The sequence below is a fragment of the Pseudomonas sp. MBLB4123 genome (assembly GCF_051904775.1).
In the GTDB taxonomy this organism is placed as follows: Bacteria; Pseudomonadota; Gammaproteobacteria; order Pseudomonadales; family Pseudomonadaceae; genus Aquipseudomonas; species Aquipseudomonas benzenivorans_B.
Genome location: NZ_CP196711.1, coordinates 1982812 through 2008926, shown reverse-complemented (window position 1 = coordinate 2008926; position 26115 = coordinate 1982812). Strand labels below are relative to the sequence as shown.

Genomic DNA, 26115 nt, shown 5'->3' with positions numbered 1-26115 from the left:
TCATGGGTCCTTGTGGTGGGGTGGCGCGGCCCCTTCGACTTCGTCGAGGAAGGCCAGCAGGCTGCTATTGAAGCATTGTGGTTGGTCCAGGGGTGTGGCGTGGCGCGAGTTTTCGATCACCAGCAGGCGCGCGTCGAGCATCTCGTCGACGTAGGCCTGCTTCTGCGCCACCGGCGTGTAGTCGCGGTCGGCGCTGATCACCAGGGTAGGACAGGTGATACGCGCCAGGCGTTCCCGCACGCCCCAGCCGATGATGGCGTCGAGGCTGGCCAGGTAGGCGCGCTTGTCGTTCCGTGGCCAGCGCTCTTCGATCTTGCGCCGCAGCTCGGCCTGCTCGGGGCGGGGGAACAGCAGCCGGCCCAGGCCCTTGGCGATGGTGTCGAGGCTGAGCAGGCGCGACAGGCTCCAGCGCTTGGCGATTTCCAGGTAGTCGCCGGGGCGTCTGGCCTTGACCTCCGGGGCGCTGTTGACGATGCACAGGCTCCTGAGCAGTTCGGGGCGATCGACGCCGAGCTGGAAGCCGATCATGCCGCCCATGGAGATGCCGACCAGGTGCACCTTGTCCAGCTGCAGGTGTTCGATCAGCGCCGCCACGTCCTCGGCGAAGCCGGCGATGCTGTAGCGCTCGCGCGGCTTGTCGGAGCGGCCGTGGCCGCGCAGGTCGAGGGCGACGACCCGGTAGCGTGCGGCGAGCGTGGGGATCTGGTATTCCCAGTCGCGGGTGCTCGAGCCCAGGCCGTGCACCAGCAGCAGTGGGGCGCCCTGGCCGTATTCCTCGTAGTGCAGCTGGCAGCCGTCGCAGTCGAAGTAGGCCATGGGCTAGTGCTTCGCGCTGGACGTTACGGGCGAGGCGAAGGGGGCATCGAGCGGCGCGGCGTCGAAGCGGCGGATCAGCTCGGCGAGGATCTGCGTGGCCGGCCCGAGGGGCTTGTCCTTGTTCGAGTACAACAGGTAGCGGGTATTGCGGCTGCCGCCCTGGTCCAGCGGCAGCGGCTTGAGCAGGCCGTCCCTGAGCTCGCGTTCGATCATGTGGCGTGGCAGCCAGGCGAAGCCCAGGCCGCTGCTGACGAAGCTGGCGGCGGTGGCCAGGCTGCCCACCGTCCAGCGCTGCTCGGCGCCGAGCCAGCCGACGTCCCGTGGCTGCTGTCGGCCCGAATCGCGGATCACCACCTGCATCTGGCCCTCCAGGTCCTGGAAGCTCAGCTCCCGCTGCAGGCGGTGCAGCGAGTGGTCGGGGTGGGCGACGGCGACGAACTCCACGGTGCTCATCTCGGTGCACAGGTAGCCGGGGATGTTCAGGCCGCTGATGGCCAGGTCGGCGGTGCCCTCCTTGAGCACGTCCTCCACGCCCGACAGCACCTCCTCGCGCAGGCGCACGCGGCAGCCGCGGCTCTGCGGCATGAAGGCGGTGAGGGCGCGTACCAGGCGGGCGTTGGGGTAGGCGGCATCGACCACCAGGCGCACCTCGGCTTCCCAGCCCTGCTCCATGTTGTGGGCCAGGTCTTCCAGCTGGCTGGCCTGCTTGACCAGCTGCCGCGAGCGGCGCAGCAGCACCTCGCCGGCCTCGGTGAGCACCGCCTTGCGTCCGTCGATGCGCAGCAGCGGCACGCCGAGCTGCTCCTGCATGCGCGCCACGGTGTAGCTGACCGAGGACTGCGAGCGGTGCAGAACCTCGGCGGCCTGGGCGAAGCCGCCCTGGTCGACCACCGCCTGCAGGGTCCGCCATTGATCGAGGGTCACGCGCGGGGCTTTCATTATCCTCTCCTATTCACGCGAGTCGCCGGGTGCACGGCGCGGCGATATCGCCCTAAACTGGCAGTCCCATGCCGGAGACTGCCCGATGAGAAACCTCTGCTGCGCCCTGATCGCCCTGCTGCCATTGGCGGCTTTCGCCTATCCGATCGAGCTGGACAAGACGCTCAACGGCACCGAGGTGTCCGCCACCACCCAGGAGATCGACCACAACATGGGCGCGGTGCTGCTGTACAACTACGGCCTGACCGAGGCGCACTGCAGCGGGGTGTTCCGCAACGGCCCCGAACGGCCGCGCACGCGCAAGGTGGTACTGGCGGCGGGAGAAAGCGGCAACATGACGGTGAAGTTCGCCCGCAGCATCATCAAGCTGCGGGTGAAACTGACCTGCACCCTGAACTGACCCGGCGCGGACCGACCCCGTAAGGCCGTGGACAGGTCTGAGCCTAGTGCGCCGTGTTTTATAAATCAACTTTGTTGATTGGTTTGGCTTGTTTTTTGCGCTTTTTAATCGGCTGTTGTGGCCATAGTCTGTGCCCATCGACTCACAGCAACCCAAGATGGAGCCCAAGATCATGTCCCAAGTCCTGGTAATCGAAAGCAGCGCCCGCCAACAAGGTTCGATCTCCCGCCAGCTCACCGCGCAGTTCATCGCGCGCTGGCAGGCCAGCCATCCGGCCGACCGGGTCAGCGTGCGCGACCTGGCCGTGGAGCCGGTGCCGCATCTGGACGGCAACCTGCTGGGCGGCTGGATGACCCCGGCCGAGCAGCAGAGCGAGGCGGAGCAGGCCGCGCTGGCGCTGTCCAACCGGCTCACCGACGAGCTGCTGGCCGCCGATGTGCTGGTGCTGGCCGCACCCATGTACAACTTCGCGATTCCCAGCACCCTGAAGGCCTGGCTCGACCATGTGCTGCGTGCCGGGGTGACCTTCCAGTACACCGAGAACGGCCCCCAGGGCCTGCTCAGCGGCAAGCGCGCCTTCGTCCTCACCGCCCGCGGCGGCATCTATGCCGGCGGCAGCCTGGATCATCAGGAACCCTATCTGCGTCAGGCCCTGGGCTTCATCGGCATTCACGATGTCAGCTTCATCCATGCCGAGGGGCTCAACATGGGCGGGGAGTTTTCCGAGAAGGGGCTGGCCGAAGCCCAGGCGAAACTGGCGCAAGTGGCCTAATCTCTAAGTAACAGTGACACCCTTCGCGTCCCACGCTCCTGGGCGCGGATCTGCCCGATCAATCTCCTCCACTGGTTGATTGGGCCTTTTTTTGCGGCCCCGGCGTGAGTCGCGCAGGCGCGTTGGCTGCCGGGCATTGCCGCAAGTGCACGGAGTGGATAAGGTCGCCGGTTTTCTCGAGGTGACCATGCGTTATCTGCTGTTCGTGACCCTGCTGTGGGCCTTCTCCTTCAGCCTGATCGGCGAATACCTGGCCGGCCAGGTGGACAGTTACTTCGCCGTGCTGACGCGCATCGTCATCGCCGGCCTGGTGTTCCTGCCGCTGACTCGCTGGCGCGGCGTACCGGCGGCCTTCATCCGCGGCATGCTGCTGATCGGGGCTCTGCAGTTCGGCGTCACCTACGTCTGCCTGTATCTGAGTTTCGGCCTGCTGAGCGTGCCGGAGGTGCTGCTGTTCACCGTGCTCACGCCCCTGTATGTGACCCTGATCGAGGATGCCCTGCGCCGGCGTTTCAACCCCATGGCCCTGCTCGCCGCGCTGATGGCCGTGGCCGGTGCGGTGCTGATTCGCTACGACCGGATCGGTACGGATTTCTACCTGGGGTTCGGTTTGCTGCAGGTTGCCAACGCCACCTTCGCCGCCGGCCAGGTGCTGTACAAGCACCTGTTGGCCCGCCACCCCTCGGATCTGCCGCAGTACCGGCGCTTCGGCTACTTCTACCTGGGCGCGCTGGCGGTGGCCTTGCCGGCCTTCCTGGCATTCGGAAACGCCACCCGTTTACCCAGCAGCGCCCTGCAGTGGAGCGTGTTGCTCTGGCTCGGTATGGTGGCCTCCGGGTTGGGGCTTTACTGGTGGAACAAGGGCGCCAGCCTGGTCGATGGCGGCACCCTGGCGGTGATGAACAACGCCCTGGTGCCGGCCGGCCTGCTGGTCAACCTGTTGTTATGGAATCGCGATGCCGACCTGCTGCGCCTGGGCCTGGGCGGGGCGGTGATTGCCGCATCCCTGTTGTTTATTCGGACGAGTCCTGTGCAAGGAGCCGAGGCGAGGCGATGAATCTGTCTGGACGTGGTGTGGCGCTGTCGGTGTGTTCGTCGGTGCTGTTCGCCCTGATTCCCGCATACGTGCAGCAACTGGCGCCGCTGGACGGCGTGCAGGTGTTCGCCCAGCGCGTGCTCTGGTCGATCCCGGCGATACTGCTGCTGGTGGCGCTGACTCGGCAGTGGACGACCCTGGCCGCGGTACTCGGGCGCCTGCGCCGCGAGCCCCTGCTGTTGCTGGCCGCCCCGGTGGCGGCATTGCTGATCGGCGTGCAATGGGGCCTGTTCGTCTGGGCGCCGCTGGCCGGCTACATGCTCGACGTCTCCCTCGGCTACTTCCTGCTGCCGCTGGTGATGGTGCTGGCCGGCCGCCTGTTCTACGGCGAGCGCCTGCGGCCGCTGCTCAAGGTGGCGGTGGTCTGTGCGACGCTCGGGGTGCTGCACGAACTGTGGCGTACCCAGGCGTTCTCCTGGGTGACCCTGGTCACCGCCCTGGGCTATCCGCCTTACTTCATGCTGCGCCGCTGGATGCGCATGGATGCGTTGTCCGGTTTCATCCTGGAGATGCTGATGCTGGCCCCCATCGCCATCTGGATGATCATCGTCTGGGGACCGGCCGATGTCTTCGAGCGGGCTCCGCAGCTGTGGTGGTGGCTGCCGGGGCTGGGGTTGCTCGGCACCCTGGCTTTCGCCGGGATGATGGCTTCCAGCCGGCTGCTGCCCCTGGGCCTGTTCGGCATCCTCAGCTACGTCGAGCCGGTGCTGCTGTTCGCCGTGTCGCTGCTGTACCTCGGCGAGCAATTCGACGCCGGGCAGTGGCTGACCTACCTGCCGATCTGGCTGGCGGTGCTGCTGGTCGCCTGGGACAGCGTGCGCCTGTTGATCAAGCAGCGGCGCATCTGAGGCACCGGGATAGGGTAGGCTGGGTTATCACGGGCTTGCAGGTGGACGCCATGCGAATCAATGCCGACCTCGACCGGCGGGTGGTGCTCGATACCCACGCGCTCGCCTGGCAGGCCTCGCCGCTGCCCGGCGTCGAGCGTCGCCCTCTGGAGCGCTTCGCCGCGGAAAGCGGCCGTGCCACCTCGATCGTGCGCTATGCGCCGGGCTCGGCGTTCAGCCGCCACCTGCATCCGGGCGGCGAGGAGATCCTGGTGCTCGAGGGCGTGTTCGTCGACGAGCACGGCCAGTACCCGGCCGGCTACTGGCTGAAGAACCCGCCGGGCAGCGGTCACACGCCCTCCAGTCCGGGCGGCTGCCTGCTGTTCGTCAAGCTGTGCTACCAGGCCGCGGAGGATCAACGCACGGCGCGCATCGACAGCCGTGCGGCGCAGTGGCGCCCCGGTCGGGTGCCCGGCCTGCAGGTGCTGCCGCTGGACAGCTACGCCGCGGTGCACACCGCGCTGCTGCGCTGGGCGCCGGACACCCGCTTGCAGGCCCAGTCACACCTAGGCGGTGCAGAAATCCTGGTGCTGGAGGGGGTGTTGGAGGACGAGTTCGGCACCTACCCGGCCGGTACCTGGCTGCGCATCCCCCCAGGCTCGCGGCACGCGCCGTTTTCCACCGCAGGTTGCCTCACATACGTCAAGCTCGGTCACCTGCGCGAAGGCGCCGGCTCCGATCAGTCCAGCACGTTTCTCAGCACCTCGTAGACGATGCCCGTGGCGATCGCCACCAGCACCACGTCGCGGCCGATCTGCTGCCATTCGTAGCCCTCGTAGCGGGGCAGCTGGCCGGCCAGGCGGGCGTCGAAGTTCTTGGCGATACCCGGCGGCAGCGGCTTGCCGCGGGCCAGGTTCTTGGCGATGCCCGGCGGCAGCGCGCCCGCCGGTGCCAGCAGGTGGCGGTTGTCGTCGAGGATGATGCGCACCCGGCCGATGTCGATGGTGGGGCCGTCGAGCTGGACGCCGACATCGCCGCCATGGCCGCCGCCATGCTTGTCGTGTTTCGGTGCGGCCACGGCGAGTTGAGCGCTCAGGGCCAGGCTCAGAATGCTGCACAGGAGCAAGGGGGAGGGACGGGGCATGGCGGTCTCCGCACGGGTTGTTGGTGATTCTCCTGATGCAATTGAGCGCCTCAAGCGCCTTTGGTTCAAGGGCCGGGGCACACGCGTTGTGCGGGCCGGCGCAAAGAAATTCGGCCGCGGCGCGGGAAACCGTTAGGCTATGCAGCTGATTCCCGTATTTTGCCGAGGTTGACCCCGTGTTTTCCCAATTCGCCCTGCACGAACGCCTGCTGAAAGCCGTGGCCGAGCTGAACTTTGTCGAGCCCACCCCGGTGCAGGTGGCGGCCATTCCGCCGGCGCTGCAGGGCCGAGACCTGCGGGTGATCGCCCAGACCGGCAGTGGCAAGACCGCCGCCTTCGTCCTGCCGCTGCTCAACCGCCTGCTCGGCGACGGCGCGTCCCAGCCGCGGCTGAGCCTGCGCGCGGTGATCCTGCTGCCGACCCGCGAACTGGCCCAGCAGACCCTCAAGGAGGTCGAGCGCTTCGCCCAGTTCACCTTCCTCAAGGCCGGCCTGATCACCGGCGGCGAGGATTTCAAGGCCCAGGCGGCCATGCTGCGCCGGGTGGACATCCTGATTGGCACCCCGGGGCGGCTGATCGAGCACGCCAACGCCGGCAACCTGCCGCTGGAGGAGGTCGAGGTGCTGGTGCTGGACGAGGCCGACCGCATGCTCGACATGGGCTTCGCCGAGGACGTGCAGCGCCTGGCCGAGGCCTGCAGCGGCCCGCACCAGACCCTGCTGTTCTCTGCCACCAGCGGCGGCTCGGGCCTGCGCGAGATGGTCGCCAAGGTACTCAAGGACCCCCAGCACCTGCAGCTCAACGCCGTCAGCCAGCTCAGCGAGGGCACCCGCCAGCAGATCATCACCGCCGACCACAACTACCACAAGGAACAGCTGGTCGAGTGGCTGCTGGCCAACGAAACCTACGACAAGGCGATCGTCTTCACCAACACCCGGGTCCAGGCCGACCGCCTCTACGGCAAGCTGGTGGCCCGCGAGTTCAAGACCTTCGTGCTGCACGGCGAGAAGGACCAGAAGGACCGCAAGCTGGCCATCGAGCGCCTCAAGCAGGGTGCGGTGAAGGTGCTGGTGGCCACCGACGTGGCGGCCCGCGGCCTGGACGTCGAGGGCCTGGACCTGGTGATCAACTTCGCCATGCCGCGCTCCGGCGACGAGTACGTGCACCGCATCGGCCGTACCGGCCGCGCCGGCGCCGAGGGCCTGGCGATCTCGTTGATCTGCCACACCGACTGGAACCTGATGTCGAGCATCGAGCGCTACCTCAAGCAGCGCTTCGAGCGGCGCAGCATCAAGGAGCTCAAGGGCAGCTACCAGGGGCCGAAGAACCTCAAGGCCTCCGGCAAGGCGGCCGGCACCAAGAAGAAAAAGACCGACGCCAAGGGCGGCAAGAAGGCGGCGGCGAAGAAGCCCGCGGCCAAGACCCCGAGCAAGCGCAACACGATCAACAAGCCGAAGGGCGAGGCGCCGGCGCTGGTCAGCCAGGACGGCCTGGCGCCGCTCAAGCGCCGCAAGCCGGCGGCCGAGTAAGGCCGCTTGGGTGAGTTGCTGGGCATGGTGCGCCTCTGGCACGAGCAGCTCCAGCTGCTGTTCGGCGGGGTCGATGTGCTGGTGTGTCTGGCACTGGGCTACGGGCTGATGAGCCTGATCTGCTTTATCGCCTACTACCGCGACAAGCAGTGCGCCATTCGCGGCACGCAGCGCACGCCGGAGGCACGCCTGCATCTGTACGAGCTGTTGGGTGGCTGGCCGGGCGGCCTGCTGGCGCAGCGGCTGATCCGTCACAAGAACCGCAAGCTCGGCTATCAGCTGAAGTTCTGGCTGATCGTGCTGCTGCACCTGGTGTTCGGTGGCCTGGCGGTATGGCTGAGTGTCTCGTCCGAGTCGCTGAGGACCCTGTTCTGAGCCAGGCGGAAGGCGACTCGGCCTAGCCGCCCGGCTGCTCGGTATTACTTGGGCACGATCAGGATCTTGCCGTCGCGTTCGCCGCTGGCCGCCGCGGCTACGGCTTGCTTGATCTGACTGATGTCATAGGTGGCGGCCACGCGGGCGCGCAGCTTGCCGCTGGCGATCAGCTGGGTCAGCTCGCCGAATACCCGCATCTGCTCCGCCGGTGTCGCCTGCTGGAACCACTTGGCCAGCCAGAAGCCCTTGAGGGTCACGTCGCGGAACACGAAGGAGGCCGGCGACACCTGGCAGGGCTGGCGGCTCATCATGCCGTAATTGACCAGCACGCCGCCCTCGCACAGGCTCGCGGCGATATGGTCGGTGGCCTCGCCGCCGACCGCGTCGATGCCCAGGCGCACGTCCACGCCGCCGGTGGCCGCGCGCACGCGCTTGGCCAGGTCCGGGCCGTCGACCAGTACCACATCGCCGCCCTCGGCCTCGACCCCGGCCACCGCCGACTCGCGGCGCACCACGTTGAGGGTTTTGAAGCCGCGCAGCTTGGCCAGCTGGATCAGATAGCCGCCGACCCCCGAGTTGGCGGCGTTCTGGATCACCCAGTCGCCGGGCTGCAGATCGACGAACTGGCTGAGCAGCAGCGAGGCGGTCGGCGGGTTGACCGTCATCATCGCCAGCTGCTGCGGGTCGGCCTCCGGCAGCGGGATCAGCTTGCTCGCCGGGGCGTTGAGGTGGCTGACCCAGGTGCCGCAGCCGACCGGCAACAGCACCAGCTGGCCGACCTTGAGGTTGCTCACCTCGGCGCCGAGTTCCTCGACCCGGCCGACGCCCTCGTTGCCGCCGATCGCCGGCAGCGGCGGCAGCATGCCGTACTCGCCGGTCAGGGTGAGCACGTCGGAGGGGTTGATCGGCGCGGCCTGCACCTTGACCCGCACTTCGCCGGCGGCGGGCGCCGGCAGTTGCAGTTCGACGGCTTCGATCACGTCCTGCGGTACGGGGCCGCGCACCTGGTACTGGGCTTTGAGCATCGGGGTTCTCCCTAAGATGGCGATGGAATCAGCGCCCCAGTCTAGACCGCGACGGCTGCGCCCGGACGAATCCCTCACCATCGATCTCGCTGATCATGGTCGGCGCGAGGCGACGACTGCCAGGGCTGCAAGCCGGCGGATGCTGGTGCGCTATGCTCGACTCGAGAGCCGGGGCAGTGACCCGCCGCTTGAACCCAGGAGGTCTTTCCATGCCGGCCAGGTCTGCGCTTGTGCTTCTTGCTCTGGCTGCCGCGTTGCTGTTGCCGGCCGCCGCACTGGGGCGCGAGTACCCGAGCGAGCGCGGCATCGTGCAGGTCGAGGAGCTGCTGTCCGGCCTGGAGCACCCCTGGGCCCTGGCGTTCCTGCCGGAGCGCCAGGGCCTGCTGTTGACCGAGCGCCCCGGGCGGCTGCGCCTGTTCGATGCAGACGGCCGGCTGTCGGCGCCCATCCAGGGGGTGCCGACGGTCTATGCCAGGGGGCAGGGCGGCCTGCTGGATGTGGCGCTGTCGCCGGATTTCGCCACAGACCGCTGGGTCTACCTCGCCTATGCCGAAGCCGGTGCCCAGCGCCGTGCCGGCACTGCAGTCGGACGCGGCCGTTTGTCGGCGGACAGACGCCGGTTGGAGGACTTCGAGGTGATCTTTCGGCAGCTGCCGAAGCTGTCGACCGGGGTGCATTTCGGTGCGCGCCTGGTGTTCGATCGCCAGGGCTACCTGTTTATCGCCCTGGGCGAGAACAACCAGCGTCCCACCGCCCAGCACCTCGACAAGCTGCAGGGCAAGGTGGTGCGCCTGCGCCCCGACGGCCGCGTGCCGGACGACAACCCCTTCGTCGACCGGGCCGGCGCCCGCCCGGAAATCTGGTCCTACGGCCATCGCAATCCCCAGGGCGCGGCCCTCAACCCCTGGAGCGGCCAGCTGTGGGTGCACGAGCACGGCCCCCGCGGCGGCGATGAGATCAACATCCCCCGGGCCGGGCGCAACTATGGCTGGCCGCTCGCTACCCATGGCGTGAACTATTCGTTTCTGCCTATTCCCGAGGCCCAGGGCGAGACGGTGGCCGGCACCGAGCCGCCGCATCATGTCTGGGAGAAGTCGCCGGCCATCAGCGGCATGGCCTTCTATGACGGCCAGCGCTTTCCCGCATGGCGACACAGCCTGTTCATCGGCGCGCTGGCCGGGCGGGTACTGCTGCGTCTCGAGCTGGACGGCGACCGGGTGAGTCACGAGGAGCGCCTGCTGGAGGCGCTGGATGCACGCATTCGCGACGTGCGCCAGGGGCCCGACGGATACCTCTACGTGCTGACCGACTCGGAGAATGGCCGACTGCTGCGCCTGGGGCTGCGGCCTCGATAGGCGTTATTAGGTGGCAGGGCTCTGGCGTCGCCTTCGGCTGCCCGGGCGGTTGGCTTAGCCCGTAGTAAGGGCCGGAGTGAGGCGCAGGAGGAGAGGGGCGCCGGGCGCTTTGTCGAGGCTGAGCAAAGCGCGGCTTGGCTGACCGGGGCGCGGCTATTTCTTGCCGATGGTGATCTGCTTGCTGGCGCCATGGACCTGGCCGCTGACGCCTTTCTCGATCTGCTGAATCTCGCCGCCGCCTTTCAGGAAGGCCGCGACCTGGGCGTCTAGGGAGGCGCTGGTCTCAACGGCCGGGGCCGGCTTGGGTTTGCTCTGGGATGCTTTTACTCGCATGGCAGCCATTAACCTATACGGAAATTAATTTGGCCGAACATTGTACACGAATTGCTTGACAATTGCTTGGTAAATAATGTTGGGCGGGCATGTCGGGCGGAGCGGCGGTTTTTCAAGCAAGTTCGCAATTAACGACTCGGGTAACTAAGTCGTTGTTTTTAGTGGGACGTCCTACCCGGTCGCTGTTTGTATCGGTTGAACATTCGGGGCATTGCCGCCGGTCGGATGGCTCCGCGCGCTCCGTAGCTCCAGGCTGCCGCCGCGCCTTGGGCCGCAAAGCCGCCGGCAACTCGGGTAGAATACCGCCCTCGCAACGAGGGTAGGGCACCATGGCGGTAATTGGACGCATGAACTGTTTGCAGGTCGTCAAGCACACCGACTTCGGCTTGTATCTGGATGGTGGCGCGGATGGCGAAATATTATTGCCCAAGCGCTACATCCCCAAGGATTCGCCGAGTGCAGTGGACGACTGGCTGAATGTATTTATCTATTTGGACAGTGACGACAAGTTAATTGCCACCACGGGAAAACCCAAAGTTCAGGTCGGAGAATTCGCCAGCCTGAAAGTCGTGGATATCAACCGCGTGGGTTTGTTTCTCGACTGGGGACTGCCCAAAGACTTGCTGCTGCCCCACTCGGAAGAGAAACGCCCGCTGCAGGTCGGCGACTATTGCGTGGTGCATGTCTTTCTCGACAAACGCAGCAAGCGCATCACCGCTACGGCGCGTCTGGATCGGTACCTGGACAGGTTGCCGGCCAACTATCGGGCCGGTCAGGAGGTCGACCTGTTGGTGGTCGAGGCCACCGATATGGGCTTCAAGGCCATCATCAACGGCCAGCACTGGGGGCTGATCCACAAGAACGAATTGTTCAAGTTCCTGCGTAGCGGCATGCGCGAGAAGGGTTTCATCAAGGAAGTGCGCGCCGACGGCAAGATCAGCCTGAGTCTGCAGCCCGTGGGGCAGGACGTCGTGGGCAGCCTCAGCGAGCAGATCCTGGCCAAGCTGCGTGAGCATGGAGGGGTGCTGGAACTCAGCGACAGGAGCTCGCCGGAAGCCATCAGCGCGCAGTTCCGCGCCAGCAAGGGCAATTTCAAGAAGGCCATCGGCGGGTTGTACAAGCAGGGGCTGATCCGGATTCACGATGATCGCATCGAATTGCTCGAGGGCTAAGCCCTACGTCTGGTCGAGCCCATCGCGGCCGGCAGGCGATGCAGCACCGAGAGATAAATACGCAGAACCCTCTTGAGCCCCTGCCGGTCCCATTGAATAATGCGCGAGCGCCGTTGTAGCTCAGTTGGTAGAGCACGTCATTCGTAATGATGGGGTCGGGGGTTCGATTCCTCTCAGCGGCACCAGCGTTTCAAGGCCTGCAGCGATGCAGGCCTTTTTTGTGCTCGGGTGGGACCTCCAAGCGCTTAGAAATGCAGGCGGACGCCGAGCAAGACCGCAGTGTCGTGCTCATTGTTGAGGTCTTTGACCATTCCCCCTTCGATCACCCAGCGCCCCGCAATCCGCTGCAGGCCGACTGTCAGCTGCTGGGTCGTACTGCTTCCTTCCTCCCAGCGCCCGCCCAGTTCCAGCACCGACATCCACCATATGCGCTCGCCAGGATTCAGACGGTATTGCCAGGACAGGTCGTAGCGCGCACGGGCAGGCTGGCCGTTGCCTTGGCGGGCCGCGAGCAGGTCGGCGTCGACCTCGTGGCGTCCCTGGAACCAGGTGATCACGCTGCCAAGCTGTGGTCGCAGCCGCCCGTCTTCGTCGACCAGGGCGCCGCCAAGCAGCGACCAGCGCGTAGTGCCCGATACCCGGTCGGCTGACCAGAGCTGGTGGCGGTAGAGCGCGGACAGGTCCCCCGTGCGCGAGCCTTCGCCACCCTGGATGCGGTATGGCAGGGCGAACATCAGCGTCTGGGTCGCGCTGAGGCCGTGGGCCAGCTCGGTGGTCAGCTGGGTGGTATCGGCTTGTCGCTGGTGTTCCAGCAGCGCGCGCGCCACGGTGCCGCCTTTCTCCAGCGGTAGGGCCACGAAAGAGCGCAGGCCCATGGCCGAAGCGGGTAGCACGGTCAAGCCGGCGGCTAAAAATAGGACCGCGGCGGCGGCTTTCATGGCTTCACCTCCCCGCCATGCAGGGTGGCTTCGCCCGGGGTGAACCCGGCGTCGCGAATGATCCCCTTGTAGCGTTCGATCTCGGCGACTTGCCCAGGAACCAGCTCGATACGGGCACGATTCGCCTCCAGGTCGACCTCGGCCTTGTCTACTCCGGGAGCCTGGCCGAGGTTCTTCTCCAAGCCATAGACGCAGAATGGGCACGTCAGGCCGCGCACCTCGATGTCCACCACCTGGTGCTGGACACCCCAGACCAGCAGGGGTGGGTGCAACAGCAGCAAGGCAAGCAGTGCTTTCGTCTCGAGCTTTGTCATGGAAACCTCCGTTTCGTAGCAGACCAGGCCTTATGCGCCCAGCCAGATGCGCAGCGGCAGGGCCAGATACGCCATGCCGAACTCCGTGATCCAGATTCCCAGCGATAGCCAGAGTAAGCGGATACTCAGGCGCCGCGCGCGCCGGCAGGCGGTCGCCAAGACGGGATCGGCCGGGCAGAGGCGGGCGGGACGAAGGCTGCTGTAGGCGGCTGCCGTCAGCAGCGCGGCCGAGCAGGCGAACAGCCAGGCCTTGTACTCGACCAGGCTGATGAGCAGCGGAAAGCTGGAGGTCAGTGCGGCGACCGTAGCGCCGAGGCCGAGGGACACCAGCAGGATCGGCAGCGCACAACAGATCAGGGTGCCAGAAGACGCCAGCAGCCCCAGCCAGGGCAGTGTCGGTGTCCGGCCAGGTGGTGATGGGGCTGGCTGGTGGTCAGGCACATGAGGCATGCCAGGTCCTCTCTATCCTGCCAGGCTGGGCACAAGCATGAAGTAAGCGTTGACCAAGTACAGTCCAGTCAGCACCAGTCCGGCTCCGCCGCTGCGTTCCAGTACCCGACGCAATGGCTCCAGCGTACTCAGGCGCTGCAGTCCTCCGGCTGCGGTCGCCATGAGTGCCAGGGGCAGTGCGCGTCCCAGGGCAAAGCCGGTCAACAGTATGGCGCCCAGGACTGGCGACCCCGTACCGGCGGCGGCACCGAGCAGCACGACCAGGGCGGGGCTACAGAACGGACAAACCACGACCGAGAAGGGGATGCCGAGGGCGAATGCGCCCCAGGCCGTAGCCGCCCGCCTGGCCTTGTACCCGACTGCAGGCAAGGGCAACTTGAGCCAGCCCAGCCACAGCAGGCCGAGCACGATCAGCCAGGGGCCGAGCAGCAATCCCCAGTGGCGGCCCAGTACGCTCTGGACCCAATGGCCGCCGGCACCGGCCAAGAAGCCGAGTAGTGCATGAGCGCTGAGCATGCCGGCGACGAACATCAGGCTGTAGCGGGCAGAGTCCCGTGGCGAGCGGACTTGGCTGAGGTAGGCGAGCGGTATCGGTAGCGCCGCCAACGCCAATGGATTCAGGCTGAATACCAGGCCGGCCAGCAGACTCAAGCCGGCGGCGAGCAGTGTGCCTTGGGCGATCGCTTGCTGCAGCGCTTCAAGCTCCATGGCGGCGGGCTCCCAGGCGCCGGCGCAGTTCGGCCGCCAGTTGCGCGGGGGTCGGTAGCGAGGCGAATGCCAGTTGGCCATCGATGGCCAGGGCCGGCAGGGACAGCACACCCAGCTCTACCGCATAGTCCAACTCGGCCAGCGCATCGACCTCGCGCCACTCCAGCTCGGCTCCTAGCAGGCGCCGTGCTTCCTCCTGTAAGTCATCCCGGGTCTCGCCGCAGCGCGAACAGCCGCTGAGCTGGAGCAGTTCGACTTTCATCGGCGACCTCCGGGGGCTGGCCCCGGTCCGGCCTGTTCCAGCGCCGCCAGGATCGGACAATCGTCCACCGGGCCGGTCTCGTCGTTGCAGTCGTCGATCAGTCGGTCGAGTGCCGCCGACATGGCCTGCATCGCGCGGATCTTCTGCTCGAGCAGCAGTTTCTTCTCGACCGCCAGGCGGCGGACATCGCGGCAGCAGGCCGATTCGCTGTGACGCAGGGACAATAGCTCGCGGATTTCGGCCAGGGAGAAACCGCATGCCTGGGCGTGCTTGATGAAGCGCAAGCGCTGCGTGGCTGCCGGCGAGTACAGGCGATAGCCGGCGTCGCTCTTGCCGTCGGGCTGCAGCAGGCCCGCATCCTCGTAGTAACGCAGGGTGTCCGGCGTGAGCGCGGCCAGGCGGCCGAGCTGGCCTATGGTAAGCATGCTCGCGCTCCTAGCTGGAGAGGGGGCGGCCCAGGCCTGCCGCGCGCAGGGTGGCCTCATCGATGCCACGCGTGCTGCAGCAGTCGGCGAGCCTGCCGTCGATCGCCACCGCGGGCAGCGAGCGCACGCCCAGCGCCTTGGCGCGCTGCGCGACGTCGATCTGACGCATGTCCAGGACGGAGATATCGCAGGATGGGCAGGCGGCATTCCTGACGAGCTCGACGGCCTCGTCGCAGACGGGGCAACCCGCGCTGAAAACCTCGATCTTACGTTTCACGGTCATGACTGGGTTCCTCTTTCGACGCAGCGTTCCCCGCTGTAGTGATGGTGAAGCCTCCTGCCTGGACAGCTCCTGTCAGCTTGAGGATAAACCTTGGAGTTAACTCCAGAGTCAAGCAGAAGCGGGCGTCGGCTCCGCAGCGGCGCATTCCCACGGCGGGGTTGGTTCACCGCTCCGTCCTGTTGGCCCGTTGTTGGGCGGGTGGGCACTTCACCGAACCGAACGAGCAGAACACGCAACAGTCCCCCGGATTGGGGCGCAGCAGTGTCCGGCATTGGCTGCATTCGTAGAAGTACTGGCAGGCGTCGGTGGGCATGGGTTCCCGTTTGGCGAAGCCGCACTGGGGACAGGTCAGGATCGACTCGAGAATCACGGGCTTCATCGCCGTTACTCCTGCGTTGCGCTGACTCATGTTCACCCAGCCCTCGGATACGGGGCGAGGGTGCGCTAACCGATACGGCCCAGCGCCGGAAATACCCGCAGAAACCAGTAGGCCAAGGCCGCCAGCTGGCCGGTGACCATGGCCAGTCCCATGAGGATCATGACGGCGCCAGTGCCGAGATGGATGATCCGGCTCCAGCGGCGCAGCCGCTGCAGATGCGCCAGGAAGTGATTGATGAACAGCGCCGTCAGCAGGAAAGGCACGCCCAGGCCCAGGGAGTAGATGGCCAGCAGAACGATGCCGTCGGCGTTGCTGCTGGAGGCGCTGAGCGTCAGGATGCTGCCCAGGATGGGGCCGATACAGGGTGTCCAGCCGAAGGCGAAGGCCATGCCCAGGGCGAAGGTGGCCAGGGGGCTCAGTCGAGCACTGAAGCGATGCACCAGGCGCGTATCCAGATGCAGCCAGCGCGGGTTGATGAGGCCTGTCATGAACAGGCCGAAGAGGATGATTAGGGTCCCGCCGATCAGGTTCGTTTCGCGCTGATACGCCAGCAGCAGCTGACTCAGTGCCGTGGCACTGGCGCCCAGTGCGACGAAAACGCTAGAGAAGCCGAGCACGAAGGTCAGGCTCATCGCCAACACGGCGATACGCTCGCGTCGGTTCTGCAGCGACTGCAGTTCGTCCATCGAGCGGCCGGCGATATAGGACAGGTAGCCGGGCACCAGTGGCAGCACGCAGGGCGAGATAAAGGAGATCATCCCGGCGACAAAGGCGCTCAGGATGCCGATATCGCTCGGCGTCAGCACCGGCTAGCCTCCCTGGGGGGTGGCGATGACAGCCTGCAGGTACTCGATGACCTCGGGGCTGTCCCACTCGGCGGCACCCAGTTTGCGCCCCAACTCCCTACCATGGCGGTCGAGCAGTAGGGTTGCCGGCAAACCGAAGGCACCGAGGCTGCTGATAGCCCGGGCGCTTTCATCGATGTAGAGCTCGAGGTGCTGAATACCGACTTCGGCGTAGAAGTCCTGCACGACCTGCACTCCGTCCGGATCGACGGAGAGGGCCAGTACCTGAAAATCCTCACCACCGAGCTGCGCCTGCAGGCGGTCCAGGGTCGGCATTTCCTCACGGCATGGGCCGCACCAGGTGGCCCAGAGATTGAGCAGCACTATCTTGCCCTCGAAGTCGCCCAGTGTGCGGCGCCTGCCCTCGCCATCGCTAAACTCGACTTGCGCTACGGGCTTCGGCATGGGCCAGATGGTCAAGCCGGCGCGGGTGTCGGCATCGGCGGTCTGCGCCGTGGCCGGGCCCGCGGCCTGAAGGAGGAGGGCCAGGAGGCCGCACGTCAGCAGCCGCCAGGGCTTGCCCAGCTCTGGGCATTTGGGCGCTGCCGGCGTATGTGGGGTTCGTGTCTGCCGGTTCATGCTATGCCCTCGTTGCGACATGCCGGGGTCTGGGTTCTTGAACGCCGCCTGCGAAGGCGCCCCGGGTATGTGCAGGCAGAACGCTCGGGCCCAGTCCGACTGCTTCCCTTTTCGGCCTAGGCTTGGTGCCGAGGGGGAGGCATTCGCCCCGGTTCCCGGAGGCCGGGGCGATGAAGCGGCGCGCTATACAGTTGCAGCCTCCAGTGTAGTCAGCCTGGGCCGGGCGTTGTTGTGTCGTTGGGCGAGAGCGACGCCTAGTTCGCCGGATAGTCGGCGACCACCAGGTCGCGGCCCGCCGCTGTCAGGCCGATGACCTGGTAGGCCTGCTGCCTGCCGCCGACTTCCATGCCGGGCGAGCCGGCCGGCATGCCCGGCACGGCGATGCCGACGAGGTCGGAACGCTTGCTCAGCTCGATGATCTGTGCCGCCGGCACATGGCCCTCGATGAACTTGCCGTCGATCACCGCGGTATGACAGGCGCCAAGACGGGGCGCCACGCCCAGGCGCTGCTTGACCGCGACCATGTCCGACTCGACATGGTCATTGACCTTGAAACCGTTGTCTTGCAGGTGTGCGACCCACTTCTTGCAGCAGCCGCAGTTGGCGTCGCGGTGCACATCGATGCTCAGCGGCTCGGCGGCCTGGGCCGCGGCGCCGAACAGCAGGGCGGCCAGGCTGGTGGCCTGGAGGAGGGATCTAGTGGGCATGCACGTGCTCCTTGCCGTCGGCGTGGGTGTGGGTCTTGGTTGCCGGCTTGGGCGCCGCGGCCGCCGGCTGGGCGTCGTGGTGGCTGGCGCCGGGCGTTTCGCCGGCAGGGTGGTCGGCGCTGGCCAGGTCGCCGCCATGGTGGTCGGCTGCGGCGGCATCATGGTGACTCGCCCCGGCCATCTCGCCGGCATGGTGATCATCGCCCGGCGTGCCGTGCTGATTCTCATGGTTGTGCATGTCGGTTTCGCCGCCGCCGTGCTGGTGGCCGCCGCTGGAGGCGACCAGGGCCCGGTACTCCTGGGCATCGAGCTCCGGCAGCTGCTGCAGGAAGGCGACCATGCCCCAGATATAGGGGTCAGCCATGCTCTTGCCCCAGGCCGGCATGCCGGTGGCCTTGATGCCGTGCTTGATGGTCCAGAAGGCGGCCGCCGGGTTGCCGTCGACGCCTATCTCGGCCAGGTTCGGCGGCGCCGGGTAGAGCGCCTGGCTCAGTTCGGTCTCGGCGACTCCGGGGGCCAGGTGGCAGCCGATGCACATCGCGTTGTAGTTGCCGGCGCCGGCGCGGATCAGCTCCTGGTTGTCCAGGTCGGGCACGACGATATCCCGCGAGCGCACCTCGATGGAGCGGTCGCGGGCCATGCTCAGGAAGGCGTACACGGCCGGCAGGTGCGGGTCGTCGGCGCCGACGTTGACCAGGCCGAAGTAGGCGCCGGCGGTGGCCGCGGACCCGCCGACCAGGCTCGCGGCGACCAGGGTCTTGATTGTTCTTTTCATCTCAGCTCCTCAGAACCACATCCGGATACCGGCGACCAGGCGCGCCTCGCTGACATCGCCGTCTTCTTCGCGCACCATGTCGGCGGTATTGCCGTAGGCGCGATTCCAGGTCACTCCGATATAGGGGGCGAACTCGCGGCGGATTTCGTAGCGCAGGCGCAGGCCGATCTCGCTGCTGGCCAGGCCGGAGCCGACGCCGCGCTCATGGTCGTTCCTGCCGTAGAAGTTCAGCTCGGCGGTGGGCTGCAGGATCAGCCGGTTGGTCAGCAGCATGTCGTATTCGCCTTCCAGGCGCAGGGCGCTCTGTCCCTGTTCGCCGACGAAGCCGGTGGCTTCCACTTCCAGGCCGTACAGCGGCATGCCCTGGATACCGAAGGCGCCCCAGGTCTGCGGCGAGCCCGGCTCGAAGTCCTGGCGCAGGCCGCCGACCAGTTCCCACCAGGGGCCGATGGCGTGGCCCCAGAGCACCTGGAGCTCGGCTTCTTCGGTCATGCCGTTGGTGCGCTCGCCTTCCGAGCGCAGCCACAGGCGGTCGATGTCGCCGCCCACCCAGGCCGAGGCATCCCAGCTGAGCACGCTGCCTTCGTCGGCGTTCTGGTACTCCAGCTGGTCGAACAGCAGGAACCAGCTGAGCATCTTGTCGTGCACGGCATGGCCGGGCAGCGGCGGGAACGCGGCGGCGCGGTCGGCGTCGGTCAGCACCGGGATCGGCGTGCGGCTGGTGGTGGGCGCTTGGTAGGCGTCGCCGTGGCCCATGGCCTTATGGTCCATGGCGTCCTGTGTCGTCTGGCCATGGTTCATCTGGCCGTGGTCCATGGCGCCGTGGTTCATCTGGCTGTGATCCATCGCGCCGTGGTCCATGGCCTGGGGCTTGGGCGCCGGCTGAGCGCTGCCATGGCCCATCGCTGCGTGGTCCATTTTCGAGTGGTCCATCTGCCCGGCGGCATTGGCCAGGCCGGCCACGCCCAGGGCGAGCGCCAGGGCGCCGCCGACCCGTCTTGCTGTATTCAGTGAGCTGTTCATCTCTAGGTTCCCTTACTCGTCCACTCGCACTTCACGGAACATGCCCATTTCCATGTGCAGCAGCAGGTGGCAATGGTAGGCCCAGCGGCCCAGGGCGTCGGCGGTGACCCGGTAGCTGCGCTTGGAGCCCGGCGGCATGTCGATGGTGTGCTTGCGCACCATGAAGTTGCCGTTGTCGTCTTCCAGGTCGCTCCACATGCCGTGCAGGTGGATGGGGTGGGTCATCATGGTGTCGTTGACCAGGGTGATGCGCAGGCGTTCGCCGTACTTGAGGCGCACCGGCTCGGAGTCGGAGAACTTGATGCCGTCGAACGACCAGGCGAACTTCTCCATGTGCCCGGTCAGGTGCAGCTCGATGGTGCGGCTCGGCTCGCGGCCGTCCGGGTCGGGGAAGGTGCTCTTCAGATCGGCGTAGGTCAGTACCCGACGGCCGTTATCGCGCAGCCCCATGCCAGGGTCAGCGAGTTTCGAAGTGGGCATCATGGTCTGCATGTCGACCAGCGGGTTGTTCTCTTCGGAGGCCGGATGGGCTTGCATCTGCCCGCCCATTGCGGCCATGCCGCCCATCTGTCCGTGGTCCATGCCGGCCATCTGGCTATGATCCATGCCGGCCATGCTGCCGTGATCCATGCCGCCCATGCCGCCCATGCTGCCATGGTCCATGCCCATGTCGTCCATGCCGATCAGCGGGCGCGGATCGACCTCGGGCACCGCGGCGCTCAGGCCCTCGCGCACGGCCAGGGTGCCGCGGGCATAGCCGGTGCGGTCCATGGACTGGGCGAAGATGGTGTAGGCCTCGGCGCTGGCCGGCTCGACTATCACGTCATAGGTCTCCGCCACGGCGATGCGGAACTCGTCGACGCTGACCGGCTCCACGTGGAGTCCGTCGGCGGCCACCACGGTCATCTTCAGGCCGGGGATGCGCACGTCGAAATAGCTCATGGCCGAGCCGTTGATGAAGCGCAGGCGCAGCTTCTCGCCCGGCTTGAACAGGCCGGTCCAGTTGCCATTGGGTGCCTGGCCGTTCATCAGGTAGGTGTAGGTATAACCGCTGACATCGGCCAGGTCGGTGGGGCTCATCTTCATCTCGGCCCACATCTTGCGGTCGGCCACGGCCTCGGACCAGCCGTTCTCGCTGACGTCGTCGATGAAGTCGCCGACGGTGCGCTTGTTGAAGTTGTAGTAGTCCGACTGCTTCTTCAGCTTGGCCATCAGCCGGTTCGGGTCTTCGTCGGTCCAGTCGGTGAGCATCACCACGTAGTCGCGGTCGTACTGGAAGGGTTCCGGTTCCTTGGCGTCGATGATGATCGGCCCGTAGACCCCGGCCTGCTCCTGCAAGCCCGAGTGGCTGTGGTACCAGTAGGTGCCGTTCTGCTGCACCTTGAACTTGTATTCGTACATGCCGTTGGGCGCGATGCCGTGGAAGCTCAGGCCCGGCACGCCATCCATGTTGGCCGGCAGGATGATGCCGTGCCAATGGATCGAGGTGTCTTCGCTCAGGCGATTGCGCACGCGCAGGGTCACGGTGTCGCCCTCGCGCCAGCGCAGGATGGGGCCCGGCAGGCCACCGTTGATGGTCATCGCGGTGCGGGCCTTGCCGGTGATGTTCACCGGGGTTTCGCCGATGAACAGTTCGAAGTCGGTGCCCGCCAGCATGGTCGGCTGGCCGGGGCTGGTGACGGCCCAGACCGGTGTGCGCCACAGGCCCAGGCCGGCCAGGATGCCGCCGGCGGTCAGGCCTTTGACGAATGTTCGCCTCGAGGTTTTCGCGTGCATGCCGTTTATGTCCAGTCTATCGAAGGAAACCAGTGCTGGGCGACCAACCGCCTTGTGGCTTGAGGTTGGTGCCGCGTCGGTCAGGGGGCTTCCGACTCCCTGCAAATTTGTTCGCCGCCGCCGCCCGGGCGTGCGTCGGCGAGGGTAAAAATTGCCATATTCCAACCTTGAGGGTGATTACATTTCTGTAAGGTTGGCCGACGGGGGCCGATCAGCACTTGGCGTGTGCGGCCTTTGTCGTCTTGCTTTCGGCCACCGGTGTTGCGTTCTTCTGTTGTTGGGCAAGCTGCGTCGAGACAGTTTCCGCCGCTTGCATGCGGGCGAAGGTGCGGTCGCCGCCGCCTTCGGCCATGGCCAGGGAAGAAAGGCTCAGGGCCGCGATGGCGAAGAGGGTTTTCAGCGTATTCATGGGGGTATCCTCGGTAGCGTCGTTTCGGACCGCCGAGCACGGTGTGCTCGATCTGCGGGGGGTGAGCTTCAGGCTCGAACCAACCTTATCCGGCGGCGCCTGTCAGTACGCTGAGGTAGACATTACAGTTCTGTCAGGATGCGTTTTTATTCTTGAAGGGCCACCGCTCGTCTCTGTACTGTCGTGTCCGTGCCTCATGGCATGTCAGGCAGCGATGCCTGGATTTCCGGGTTGGTGCGGCGCGGGCCGCTGCCGACCTCCACCTCTGACGATCTAGAGAGACAACGATATGTCGAGCAAATCCACCGCCGCCACCGGCGCGGCACTGGCACTGGCGGCGGCCAGCCTCTTCAGCACCCTGCCGGCGCAAGCGGCCGAGGAGGCGCAAACCGCCGAAGTGCAGTGCTTTGGCGTTAACGCCTGCAAAGGCCAGAATGACTGTATGACCGCCACCAATGCCTGCAAGGGCCAAGGCGCCTGCAAGGGCCAGGGTTTTCAGCTGATGACCCAGACCAAGTGCGATGAGGCCGGCGGCAAGGCTGGCGAGTGAGGCCAGGCAGGGGAGTGCATGCCACTCCCTTTACAAAGCCCGAACGAACAGCAGCCATGCCTCCGCGATGCCTCCTGCTCAGGCACTGAGCTGGCTGGGATAGCCCAGGTTTTCGATCACCGCGCGAATGTCCTCCGGGCTCTCGGCGCTCTCGACCTTCACCTTGCCGGCCGCGCGGTCGACCTCGACCCTGGCCTGGCTATCCAGTGTCTGGATGGCCTTGGTGATCTTGCTGACGCAACTGCCACAACCCATTCCGGAAACGTCTAGAGCGAACATGGTCTGTCCTCGTGCTGTGTGGCGTCATTGCCACGGCTGCAGCATCGACCCTGACATCATGGCAAGGTCAAGCCCGGTCTCACCGCGCATCAGGGCTGGCCGTTCTCTCTCAGGATTTCCAGGGCGCGGGCGAGGCTGGCGCGGGACAGTTCGCCGAGATGGTTGCCGACCTGGCGGCCCTCGGCGTCGTAGAACAGCGTGGTAGGCAGGGCCATGGAGCCGACCTGCTGGCCGAGGCGGCCGTCGCCGTCGAGCAGTACGTTGTGCATCTGCAGTCCGGCACCGTCGAGGAAGCGGCGGATCTCGCCCGGCCCCTCGCCCTGGTTGACGAACAGGAAGGTCAGTGCCGGCTCCCTGGCCTGGGCCTCGGCCAGCACCGGCATTTCCCGCCGGCAGGGCGGGCACCAGGTCGCCCAGAGATTGATCACCAGCGGCTGGCCCAGATAGTCCCGCAGCGCGACCGGCGCGCCATGGCTGTCGCGCAGCTCCAGGTCGGGCAGGCGGGTGCCGCGCTCCAGGGCCTGCCAGGCGAGGGTGCTGGTGCCCCAGCTCAGTACCCCGACGGCCAGCGCCACGGCCAAGGGCCGGCGCAGGCCGCGGTCGCGCCAGGCCTGCCAGCTGCCCAGCAGCAGCGCCGCGAGGATTCCGGGCCAGGCGATGAAGCCGCCGTCACGGATGTCCAGGACTTTCCAGGGCTCGTCTTGATAGTGCTGGTAATACCCCGCGACGAAGGCCAGGCGGGCCACCAGCAGGGCCAGCAGCAACAGGCGGAACACCTGCTGCTCGGGATTGCGCCCGCTGGCGCGGCCGGCCCACCAGCCGCTCAGCGTTGCCAGCAGCAGGCTGCCGAGCAGCAGCAGGTGGGGGACGGCCAGGGTCAGCGGGCCCAGGTTGACGGTTAACACTCGAGAGCCTCCCGGCCAACTGGTTGATGATCGTGCGCGTGATCCAGCGCCTGCGCCGGGTGCGCTCGCGTGCGGTGCGAATGCCCCCGGCTTCGACAGCGGCCGGCGGTTGCTGCCGGGCCGCGAGGACGCTCAATCGCCCAGGTTACCCTCGGCCTTGCCCCGGGGCCAGGCAGAGAAGGCCAGGAAATACAGCAGGACCAGGTTGACCAGCGGCACAATCATCAGCAGACCCAGCCACTGCGAGTAACCGGCCTTCTTGAAGATCAGACAGAACGGCAGGATAACCAGGGCGGTCAAGAGCAGCATCATCAGAGGTCCGAATGGCCACATGGTGGTGTCATGCATCGTTTCTCTCCTGTTGGTCGATAGATTCGTCGGCAGCGTGCCGTGGTACCTGTATCCGTGCTCAGTCGATGGCGACCCGCCGCAGGCGCAGGGCGTTGAACACCACCGAGGCCGAGCTGACGCTCATCGCCAGGGCGGCGATCATCGGCGACAGCAGCAGGCCGGTGAGGGGATACAGCAGGCCGGCGGCCAGGGGGATGCCCATGGCGTTATAGAGGAACGCGAAGCCGAGGTTCTGGCGCATGTTCCTGACCGTGGCCACGGACAGGGTGCGCGCGCGCAGAATGCCCATCAGATCGCCTTTGACCAGGGTCACCTGAGCGCTGTTCATCGCCACGTCGGTGCCCGTACCCATGGCCACACCGACCTCGGCACGGGCCAGCGCCGGGGCGTCGTTGATGCCATCGCCGGCCATAGCCACGCGCCGGCCGTAGCTTTGCAGGTCCGCCACCAGGTTTTCCTTGTCCTGGGGTTTGACCTCGCCGTGTACCTCCTCGATGCCCAGTTGCCTGGCCACCGCGTGCGCCGTGGTCAGGCCGTCGCCGGTGGCCATGATCACCTTGATGTCCTCCTCCTGCAGCCTGTCGACGGCGCGCTTGGCGGTGGCCTTGATCGGATCGGATACGGCCAGCAAGCCGGCCAGGGCGCCATCCACCGCCAGGTAGATGATGCTGACACCCTCGGCGCGCAGGCGTTCGGCGTGCTCCTGCAAGGGGCCGATGTCGACGCCGGACTCCTGCATCAGTGCGCCATTGCCCAGCTGCAATTTCCGGCCTTCGACCTGGCCGCGCACGCCGATCCCCGAGCCGGACTCGAAGGCTTGCGGGTCGACCAGCTCCAGCCCTTCGCCGCGGGCGTGCTCGACTATGGCGTGGGCCAGGGGATGCTCGCTGCCCTGATCGAGGCTGGCGGCCAGGCGCAGCACCTCGGGCGCGGCGAACGAGGGCGTGCCAGCGACGCTGTGGAACAGCGGCCGGCCTTCGGTCAGGGTGCCGGTCTTGTCGACGATCAGCGTATCGATCTTGCACAGGTTCTCGATGGCCCTGGCATCCCGGAACAGCACCCCGCTGCCGGCGGCCTTGCCGGTCGCCACCATGATCGACATCGGCGTGGCCAGGCCCAGGGCGCAGGGGCAGGCGATGATCAGCACGGCGACGGCGTTGATCAGGCCGAACACCCAGCCAGGCTCCGGTCCCAGCAGCCCCCAGGCGAAGAAGGTCAGCAGGGCGATGACGATCACCCCGACCACGAAGTAGCCGGCGACCGTATCGGCCATGCGCTGCATCGGCGCCTTCGAGCGCTGAGCGCGGCCGACCATTTGCACGATCTGCGCCAGGGTGGTGTCGGCGCCGACCTTCTGCGCCTCCATCACCAGGCTGCCGTGGGCGTTCAGGGTGGCGCCGATCAGCCCATCGCCGGGGGCCTTCATGACCGGCACGGGCTCGCCGGTGAGCATGGACTCATCCACGGCGCTCTCGCCTTGCAGCACCTTGCCGTCGACCGGCACCTTCTCCCCAGGACGCACGCGCAGCCGATCGCCCTGCCGTACCTGAGTCAGGGGAATGTCCTGTTCCCGACCGTCGGCGTCGATCCGTCTCGCCGTCTTGGGGGCCAGGCCCAGCAGCGATTTGATCGCCGCCGAGGTCTGCGAGCGCGCCTTGAGTTCGAGCATCTGGCCCAGCAGGGTGAGGGAGATGATCACCGCGGCCGCCTCGAAGTAGACGCCGATCCGCCCGTCCTGCATGAAGTTCTGCGGGAAGATCTGCGGCGCCAGGGTGGCCGCGACGCTGTACAGGTAGGCGGCGGACGTGCCCAGGCCGATCAGGGTCCACATGTTGGGGCTGCGCTGCCGCACCGAGGCCAGGCCGCGGACGAAGAAGGGCCAGCCGGCCCAGAGGGTCACCGGGGTCGCCAGGAACAGCTCGACCCAGTTCTGCGTGGCGCCGTGGAACAAGGGTAGCGCGTGTGCGGACATGGCCAGGACGGTGACGCCGACGGTCAGGGGCAGGGTCCACCAGAAGCGCCGGGAGAAGTCCGCCAGTTCCGGGTTCTGCTCGTCCTCCGCATCCGGTATCAGCGGTTCCAGGGCCATGCCGCAGATCGGGCAGGTGCCTGGGCCGGTCTGGCGGATTTCGGGGTGCATCGGGCAGGTGTACTCGGCCGCGTCCGGTGCGGACGGTGCTGGTTGCTGCTGGTCGTGGCCCGGCTGGGGCGCAAGGTAGCGGGCCGGGTCGTCGTTGAATTTCGCCTGGCACTTCTGGCTGCAAAAGCTATAGGTCGCGCCCTGGTACTGCGCGCTGAACGGGCCACCGGCCTGGACCCGCATGCCGCACACCGGGTCCTGCTGCTCTGCATGGTGCTGTGAGGAACTGGACAT

33 protein-coding genes, 1 tRNA gene and 1 pseudogene are annotated in these 26115 nt (G+C 66.7%); 11 read left to right on the top strand and 24 right to left on the bottom strand.

What is annotated here, in order from left to right; genetic code table 11:
* Together ACSX1C_RS09305 and ACSX1C_RS09300 are read right to left on the bottom strand one after the other, a co-directional pair.
* Nucleotides 1-816, bottom strand: coding sequence for an alpha/beta fold hydrolase (locus ACSX1C_RS09305; protein WP_439889179.1), 816 nt, complete (start codon nucleotides 814-816; stop codon nucleotides 1-3).
* Between the two features lie 3 nt (nucleotides 817-819).
* Nucleotides 820-1755, bottom strand: a complete 936-nt coding sequence (locus ACSX1C_RS09300) for a LysR family transcriptional regulator (protein WP_318645601.1) — start codon at nucleotides 1753-1755, stop codon at nucleotides 820-822.
* Between the two features lie 85 nt (nucleotides 1756-1840).
* Between ACSX1C_RS09300 and ACSX1C_RS09295 the strand changes: the two genes are divergently transcribed.
* The 5 genes from ACSX1C_RS09295 (at nucleotide 1841) to ACSX1C_RS09275 (ending at nucleotide 5620) form a co-directional block, all read left to right on the top strand.
* Nucleotides 1841-2155 (top strand): 3-phosphoglycerate kinase, encoded by a 315-nt coding sequence (locus ACSX1C_RS09295; RefSeq protein ID WP_439889178.1) that lies wholly within the window; start codon nucleotides 1841-1843, stop codon nucleotides 2153-2155.
* Between the two features lie 172 nt (nucleotides 2156-2327).
* Complete coding sequence (locus tag ACSX1C_RS09290; protein ID WP_318645603.1) at nucleotides 2328-2927, top strand: FMN-dependent NADH-azoreductase; 600 nt, start codon at nucleotides 2328-2330, stop codon at nucleotides 2925-2927.
* Nucleotides 2928-3114: 187 nt separating this feature from the next.
* Nucleotides 3115-3984, top strand: coding sequence for a carboxylate/amino acid/amine transporter (locus ACSX1C_RS09285; protein ID WP_439889397.1), 870 nt, complete (start codon nucleotides 3115-3117; stop codon nucleotides 3982-3984).
* On the top strand, nucleotides 3981-4871 hold the full coding sequence (gene rarD, locus ACSX1C_RS09280; protein WP_439889177.1) for an EamA family transporter RarD: 891 nt from the start codon (nucleotides 3981-3983) through the stop codon (nucleotides 4869-4871). Before ACSX1C_RS09285 ends, rarD begins: the two co-directional genes overlap by 4 nt.
* 50 nt (nucleotides 4872-4921) lie before the next feature.
* Nucleotides 4922-5620 carry a cupin domain-containing protein gene (locus ACSX1C_RS09275; protein WP_439889176.1) on the top strand — a complete coding sequence of 233 codons (699 nt, stop codon included), beginning with the start codon at nucleotides 4922-4924 and terminating at the stop codon, nucleotides 5618-5620.
* Here ACSX1C_RS09275 and ACSX1C_RS09270 read toward each other — a convergent pair.
* Nucleotides 5590-5994, bottom strand: coding sequence for an anti-virulence regulator CigR family protein (locus ACSX1C_RS09270; RefSeq protein ID WP_439889175.1), 405 nt, complete (start codon nucleotides 5992-5994; stop codon nucleotides 5590-5592). The genes ACSX1C_RS09275 and ACSX1C_RS09270 overlap by 31 nt on opposite strands.
* 176 nt (nucleotides 5995-6170) lie before the next feature.
* On the opposite strand from ACSX1C_RS09270, the gene ACSX1C_RS09265 reads away from it, so the two are divergent.
* Both ACSX1C_RS09265 and ACSX1C_RS09260 read left to right on the top strand, forming a co-directional pair.
* Nucleotides 6171-7523, top strand: coding sequence for a DEAD/DEAH box helicase (locus tag ACSX1C_RS09265; RefSeq protein ID WP_439889174.1), 1353 nt, complete (start codon nucleotides 6171-6173; stop codon nucleotides 7521-7523).
* 93 nt (nucleotides 7524-7616) lie between these two features.
* Nucleotides 7617-7898 (top strand): annotated as a pseudogene (locus ACSX1C_RS09260) (DUF1294 domain-containing protein); the annotation flags it as partial.
* A gap of 44 nt (nucleotides 7899-7942) precedes the next feature.
* Here the strand turns inward: ACSX1C_RS09260 and ACSX1C_RS09255 are convergent.
* Nucleotides 7943-8923 carry a zinc-dependent alcohol dehydrogenase family protein gene (locus ACSX1C_RS09255; protein WP_439889173.1) on the bottom strand — a complete coding sequence of 327 codons (981 nt, stop codon included), beginning with the start codon at nucleotides 8921-8923 and terminating at the stop codon, nucleotides 7943-7945.
* 209 nt (nucleotides 8924-9132) lie between these two features.
* On the opposite strand from ACSX1C_RS09255, the gene ACSX1C_RS09250 reads away from it, so the two are divergent.
* The gene (locus ACSX1C_RS09250) at nucleotides 9133-10278 is read left to right on the top strand and encodes a PQQ-dependent sugar dehydrogenase (protein WP_439889172.1); all 1146 of its coding nucleotides are present in this window, start codon (nucleotides 9133-9135) and stop codon (nucleotides 10276-10278) included.
* A 153-nt stretch (nucleotides 10279-10431) separates the two neighbouring features.
* Here ACSX1C_RS09250 and ACSX1C_RS09245 read toward each other — a convergent pair whose 3' ends face one another.
* Entirely contained in the window at nucleotides 10432-10620 is a 189-nt protein-coding gene (locus tag ACSX1C_RS09245) for a hypothetical protein (protein WP_318645610.1), read from the bottom strand.
* Nucleotides 10621-10940: 320 nt separating this feature from the next.
* Here ACSX1C_RS09245 and ACSX1C_RS09240 point away from each other — a divergent pair, with 320 nt between their 5' ends.
* Together ACSX1C_RS09240 and ACSX1C_RS09235 are read left to right on the top strand one after the other, a co-directional pair.
* Nucleotides 10941-11783: a CvfB family protein gene (locus tag ACSX1C_RS09240; protein ID WP_439889171.1), complete on the top strand. Its 843-nt coding sequence runs from the start codon at nucleotides 10941-10943 to the stop codon at nucleotides 11781-11783.
* Between the two features lie 109 nt (nucleotides 11784-11892).
* Nucleotides 11893-11968 (top strand) — tRNA-Thr (locus tag ACSX1C_RS09235).
* Nucleotides 11969-12028: 60 nt separating this feature from the next.
* Here ACSX1C_RS09235 and ACSX1C_RS09230 read toward each other — a convergent pair.
* The 15 genes from ACSX1C_RS09230 to ACSX1C_RS09160 form a co-directional block, all read right to left on the bottom strand.
* Nucleotides 12029-12721, bottom strand: coding sequence for a hypothetical protein (locus ACSX1C_RS09230; RefSeq protein ID WP_439889170.1), 693 nt, complete (start codon nucleotides 12719-12721; stop codon nucleotides 12029-12031).
* Complete coding sequence (locus ACSX1C_RS09225) at nucleotides 12718-13035, bottom strand: heavy-metal-associated domain-containing protein (protein ID WP_439889169.1); 318 nt, start codon at nucleotides 13033-13035, stop codon at nucleotides 12718-12720. Before ACSX1C_RS09225 ends, ACSX1C_RS09230 begins: the two co-directional genes overlap by 4 nt.
* A 30-nt stretch (nucleotides 13036-13065) precedes the next feature.
* On the bottom strand, nucleotides 13066-13485 hold the full coding sequence (locus tag ACSX1C_RS09220; protein WP_439889168.1) for a hypothetical protein: 420 nt from the start codon (nucleotides 13483-13485) through the stop codon (nucleotides 13066-13068).
* Between the two features lie 12 nt (nucleotides 13486-13497).
* Entirely contained in the window at nucleotides 13498-14193 is a 696-nt protein-coding gene (locus tag ACSX1C_RS09215) for a cytochrome c biogenesis CcdA family protein (RefSeq protein ID WP_439889167.1), read from the bottom strand.
* Nucleotides 14183-14455 carry a thioredoxin family protein gene (locus tag ACSX1C_RS09210; RefSeq protein ID WP_439889166.1) on the bottom strand — a complete coding sequence of 91 codons (273 nt, stop codon included), beginning with the start codon at nucleotides 14453-14455 and terminating at the stop codon, nucleotides 14183-14185. Before ACSX1C_RS09210 ends, ACSX1C_RS09215 begins: the two co-directional genes overlap by 11 nt.
* Nucleotides 14452-14880 (bottom strand): heavy metal-responsive transcriptional regulator, encoded by a 429-nt coding sequence (locus ACSX1C_RS09205; RefSeq protein ID WP_439889165.1) that lies wholly within the window; start codon nucleotides 14878-14880, stop codon nucleotides 14452-14454. Before ACSX1C_RS09205 ends, ACSX1C_RS09210 begins: the two co-directional genes overlap by 4 nt.
* A gap of 10 nt (nucleotides 14881-14890) precedes the next feature.
* On the bottom strand, nucleotides 14891-15163 hold the full coding sequence (locus tag ACSX1C_RS09200; RefSeq protein ID WP_439889164.1) for a thioredoxin family protein: 273 nt from the start codon (nucleotides 15161-15163) through the stop codon (nucleotides 14891-14893).
* A gap of 163 nt (nucleotides 15164-15326) precedes the next feature.
* On the bottom strand, nucleotides 15327-15542 hold the full coding sequence (locus tag ACSX1C_RS09195; RefSeq protein WP_439889163.1) for a GDCCVxC domain-containing (seleno)protein: 216 nt from the start codon (nucleotides 15540-15542) through the stop codon (nucleotides 15327-15329).
* Nucleotides 15543-15607: 65 nt separating this feature from the next.
* Nucleotides 15608-16348, bottom strand: coding sequence for a cytochrome c biogenesis CcdA family protein (locus tag ACSX1C_RS09190; protein WP_439889162.1), 741 nt, complete (start codon nucleotides 16346-16348; stop codon nucleotides 15608-15610).
* Nucleotides 16349-16351: 3 nt separating this feature from the next.
* Nucleotides 16352-16966, bottom strand: coding sequence for a TlpA family protein disulfide reductase (locus ACSX1C_RS09185; RefSeq protein WP_439889161.1), 615 nt, complete (start codon nucleotides 16964-16966; stop codon nucleotides 16352-16354).
* A gap of 254 nt (nucleotides 16967-17220) precedes the next feature.
* The gene (locus tag ACSX1C_RS09180; RefSeq protein ID WP_439889160.1) at nucleotides 17221-17673 is read right to left on the bottom strand and encodes a DUF411 domain-containing protein; all 453 of its coding nucleotides are present in this window, start codon (nucleotides 17671-17673) and stop codon (nucleotides 17221-17223) included.
* Complete coding sequence (locus ACSX1C_RS09175) at nucleotides 17663-18448, bottom strand: c-type cytochrome (RefSeq protein ID WP_439889159.1); 786 nt, start codon at nucleotides 18446-18448, stop codon at nucleotides 17663-17665. Before ACSX1C_RS09175 ends, ACSX1C_RS09180 begins: the two co-directional genes overlap by 11 nt.
* A 9-nt stretch (nucleotides 18449-18457) precedes the next feature.
* Nucleotides 18458-19471: a copper resistance protein B gene (locus ACSX1C_RS09170; protein ID WP_439889158.1), complete on the bottom strand. Its 1014-nt coding sequence runs from the start codon at nucleotides 19469-19471 to the stop codon at nucleotides 18458-18460.
* A gap of 12 nt (nucleotides 19472-19483) precedes the next feature.
* Nucleotides 19484-21247: a copper resistance system multicopper oxidase gene (locus tag ACSX1C_RS09165; RefSeq protein ID WP_439889157.1), complete on the bottom strand. Its 1764-nt coding sequence runs from the start codon at nucleotides 21245-21247 to the stop codon at nucleotides 19484-19486.
* 211 nt (nucleotides 21248-21458) lie between these two features.
* Entirely contained in the window at nucleotides 21459-21656 is a 198-nt protein-coding gene (locus tag ACSX1C_RS09160; RefSeq protein WP_439889156.1) for a co-regulatory protein PtrA N-terminal domain-containing protein, read from the bottom strand.
* 289 nt (nucleotides 21657-21945) lie between these two features.
* Between ACSX1C_RS09160 and bufA2 the strand changes: the two genes are divergently transcribed.
* Nucleotides 21946-22206 carry a BufA2 family periplasmic bufferin-type metallophore gene (gene bufA2, locus ACSX1C_RS09155; RefSeq protein ID WP_439889155.1) on the top strand — a complete coding sequence of 87 codons (261 nt, stop codon included), beginning with the start codon at nucleotides 21946-21948 and terminating at the stop codon, nucleotides 22204-22206.
* Nucleotides 22207-22284: 78 nt separating this feature from the next.
* On the opposite strand, the gene ACSX1C_RS09150 is transcribed toward bufA2, so the two are convergent.
* The 4 genes from ACSX1C_RS09150 to ACSX1C_RS09135 form a co-directional block, all read right to left on the bottom strand.
* On the bottom strand, nucleotides 22285-22485 hold the full coding sequence (locus ACSX1C_RS09150; protein WP_439889154.1) for a heavy-metal-associated domain-containing protein: 201 nt from the start codon (nucleotides 22483-22485) through the stop codon (nucleotides 22285-22287).
* Between the two features lie 89 nt (nucleotides 22486-22574).
* Nucleotides 22575-23390, bottom strand: coding sequence for a TlpA family protein disulfide reductase (locus ACSX1C_RS09145; protein WP_439889153.1), 816 nt, complete (start codon nucleotides 23388-23390; stop codon nucleotides 22575-22577).
* A 132-nt stretch (nucleotides 23391-23522) separates the two neighbouring features.
* Nucleotides 23523-23738, bottom strand: a complete 216-nt coding sequence (locus ACSX1C_RS09140) for a hypothetical protein (protein ID WP_439889152.1) — start codon at nucleotides 23736-23738, stop codon at nucleotides 23523-23525.
* Between the two features lie 61 nt (nucleotides 23739-23799).
* Nucleotides 23800-26115, bottom strand: coding sequence for a heavy metal translocating P-type ATPase (locus tag ACSX1C_RS09135; protein WP_439889151.1), 2316 nt, complete (start codon nucleotides 26113-26115; stop codon nucleotides 23800-23802).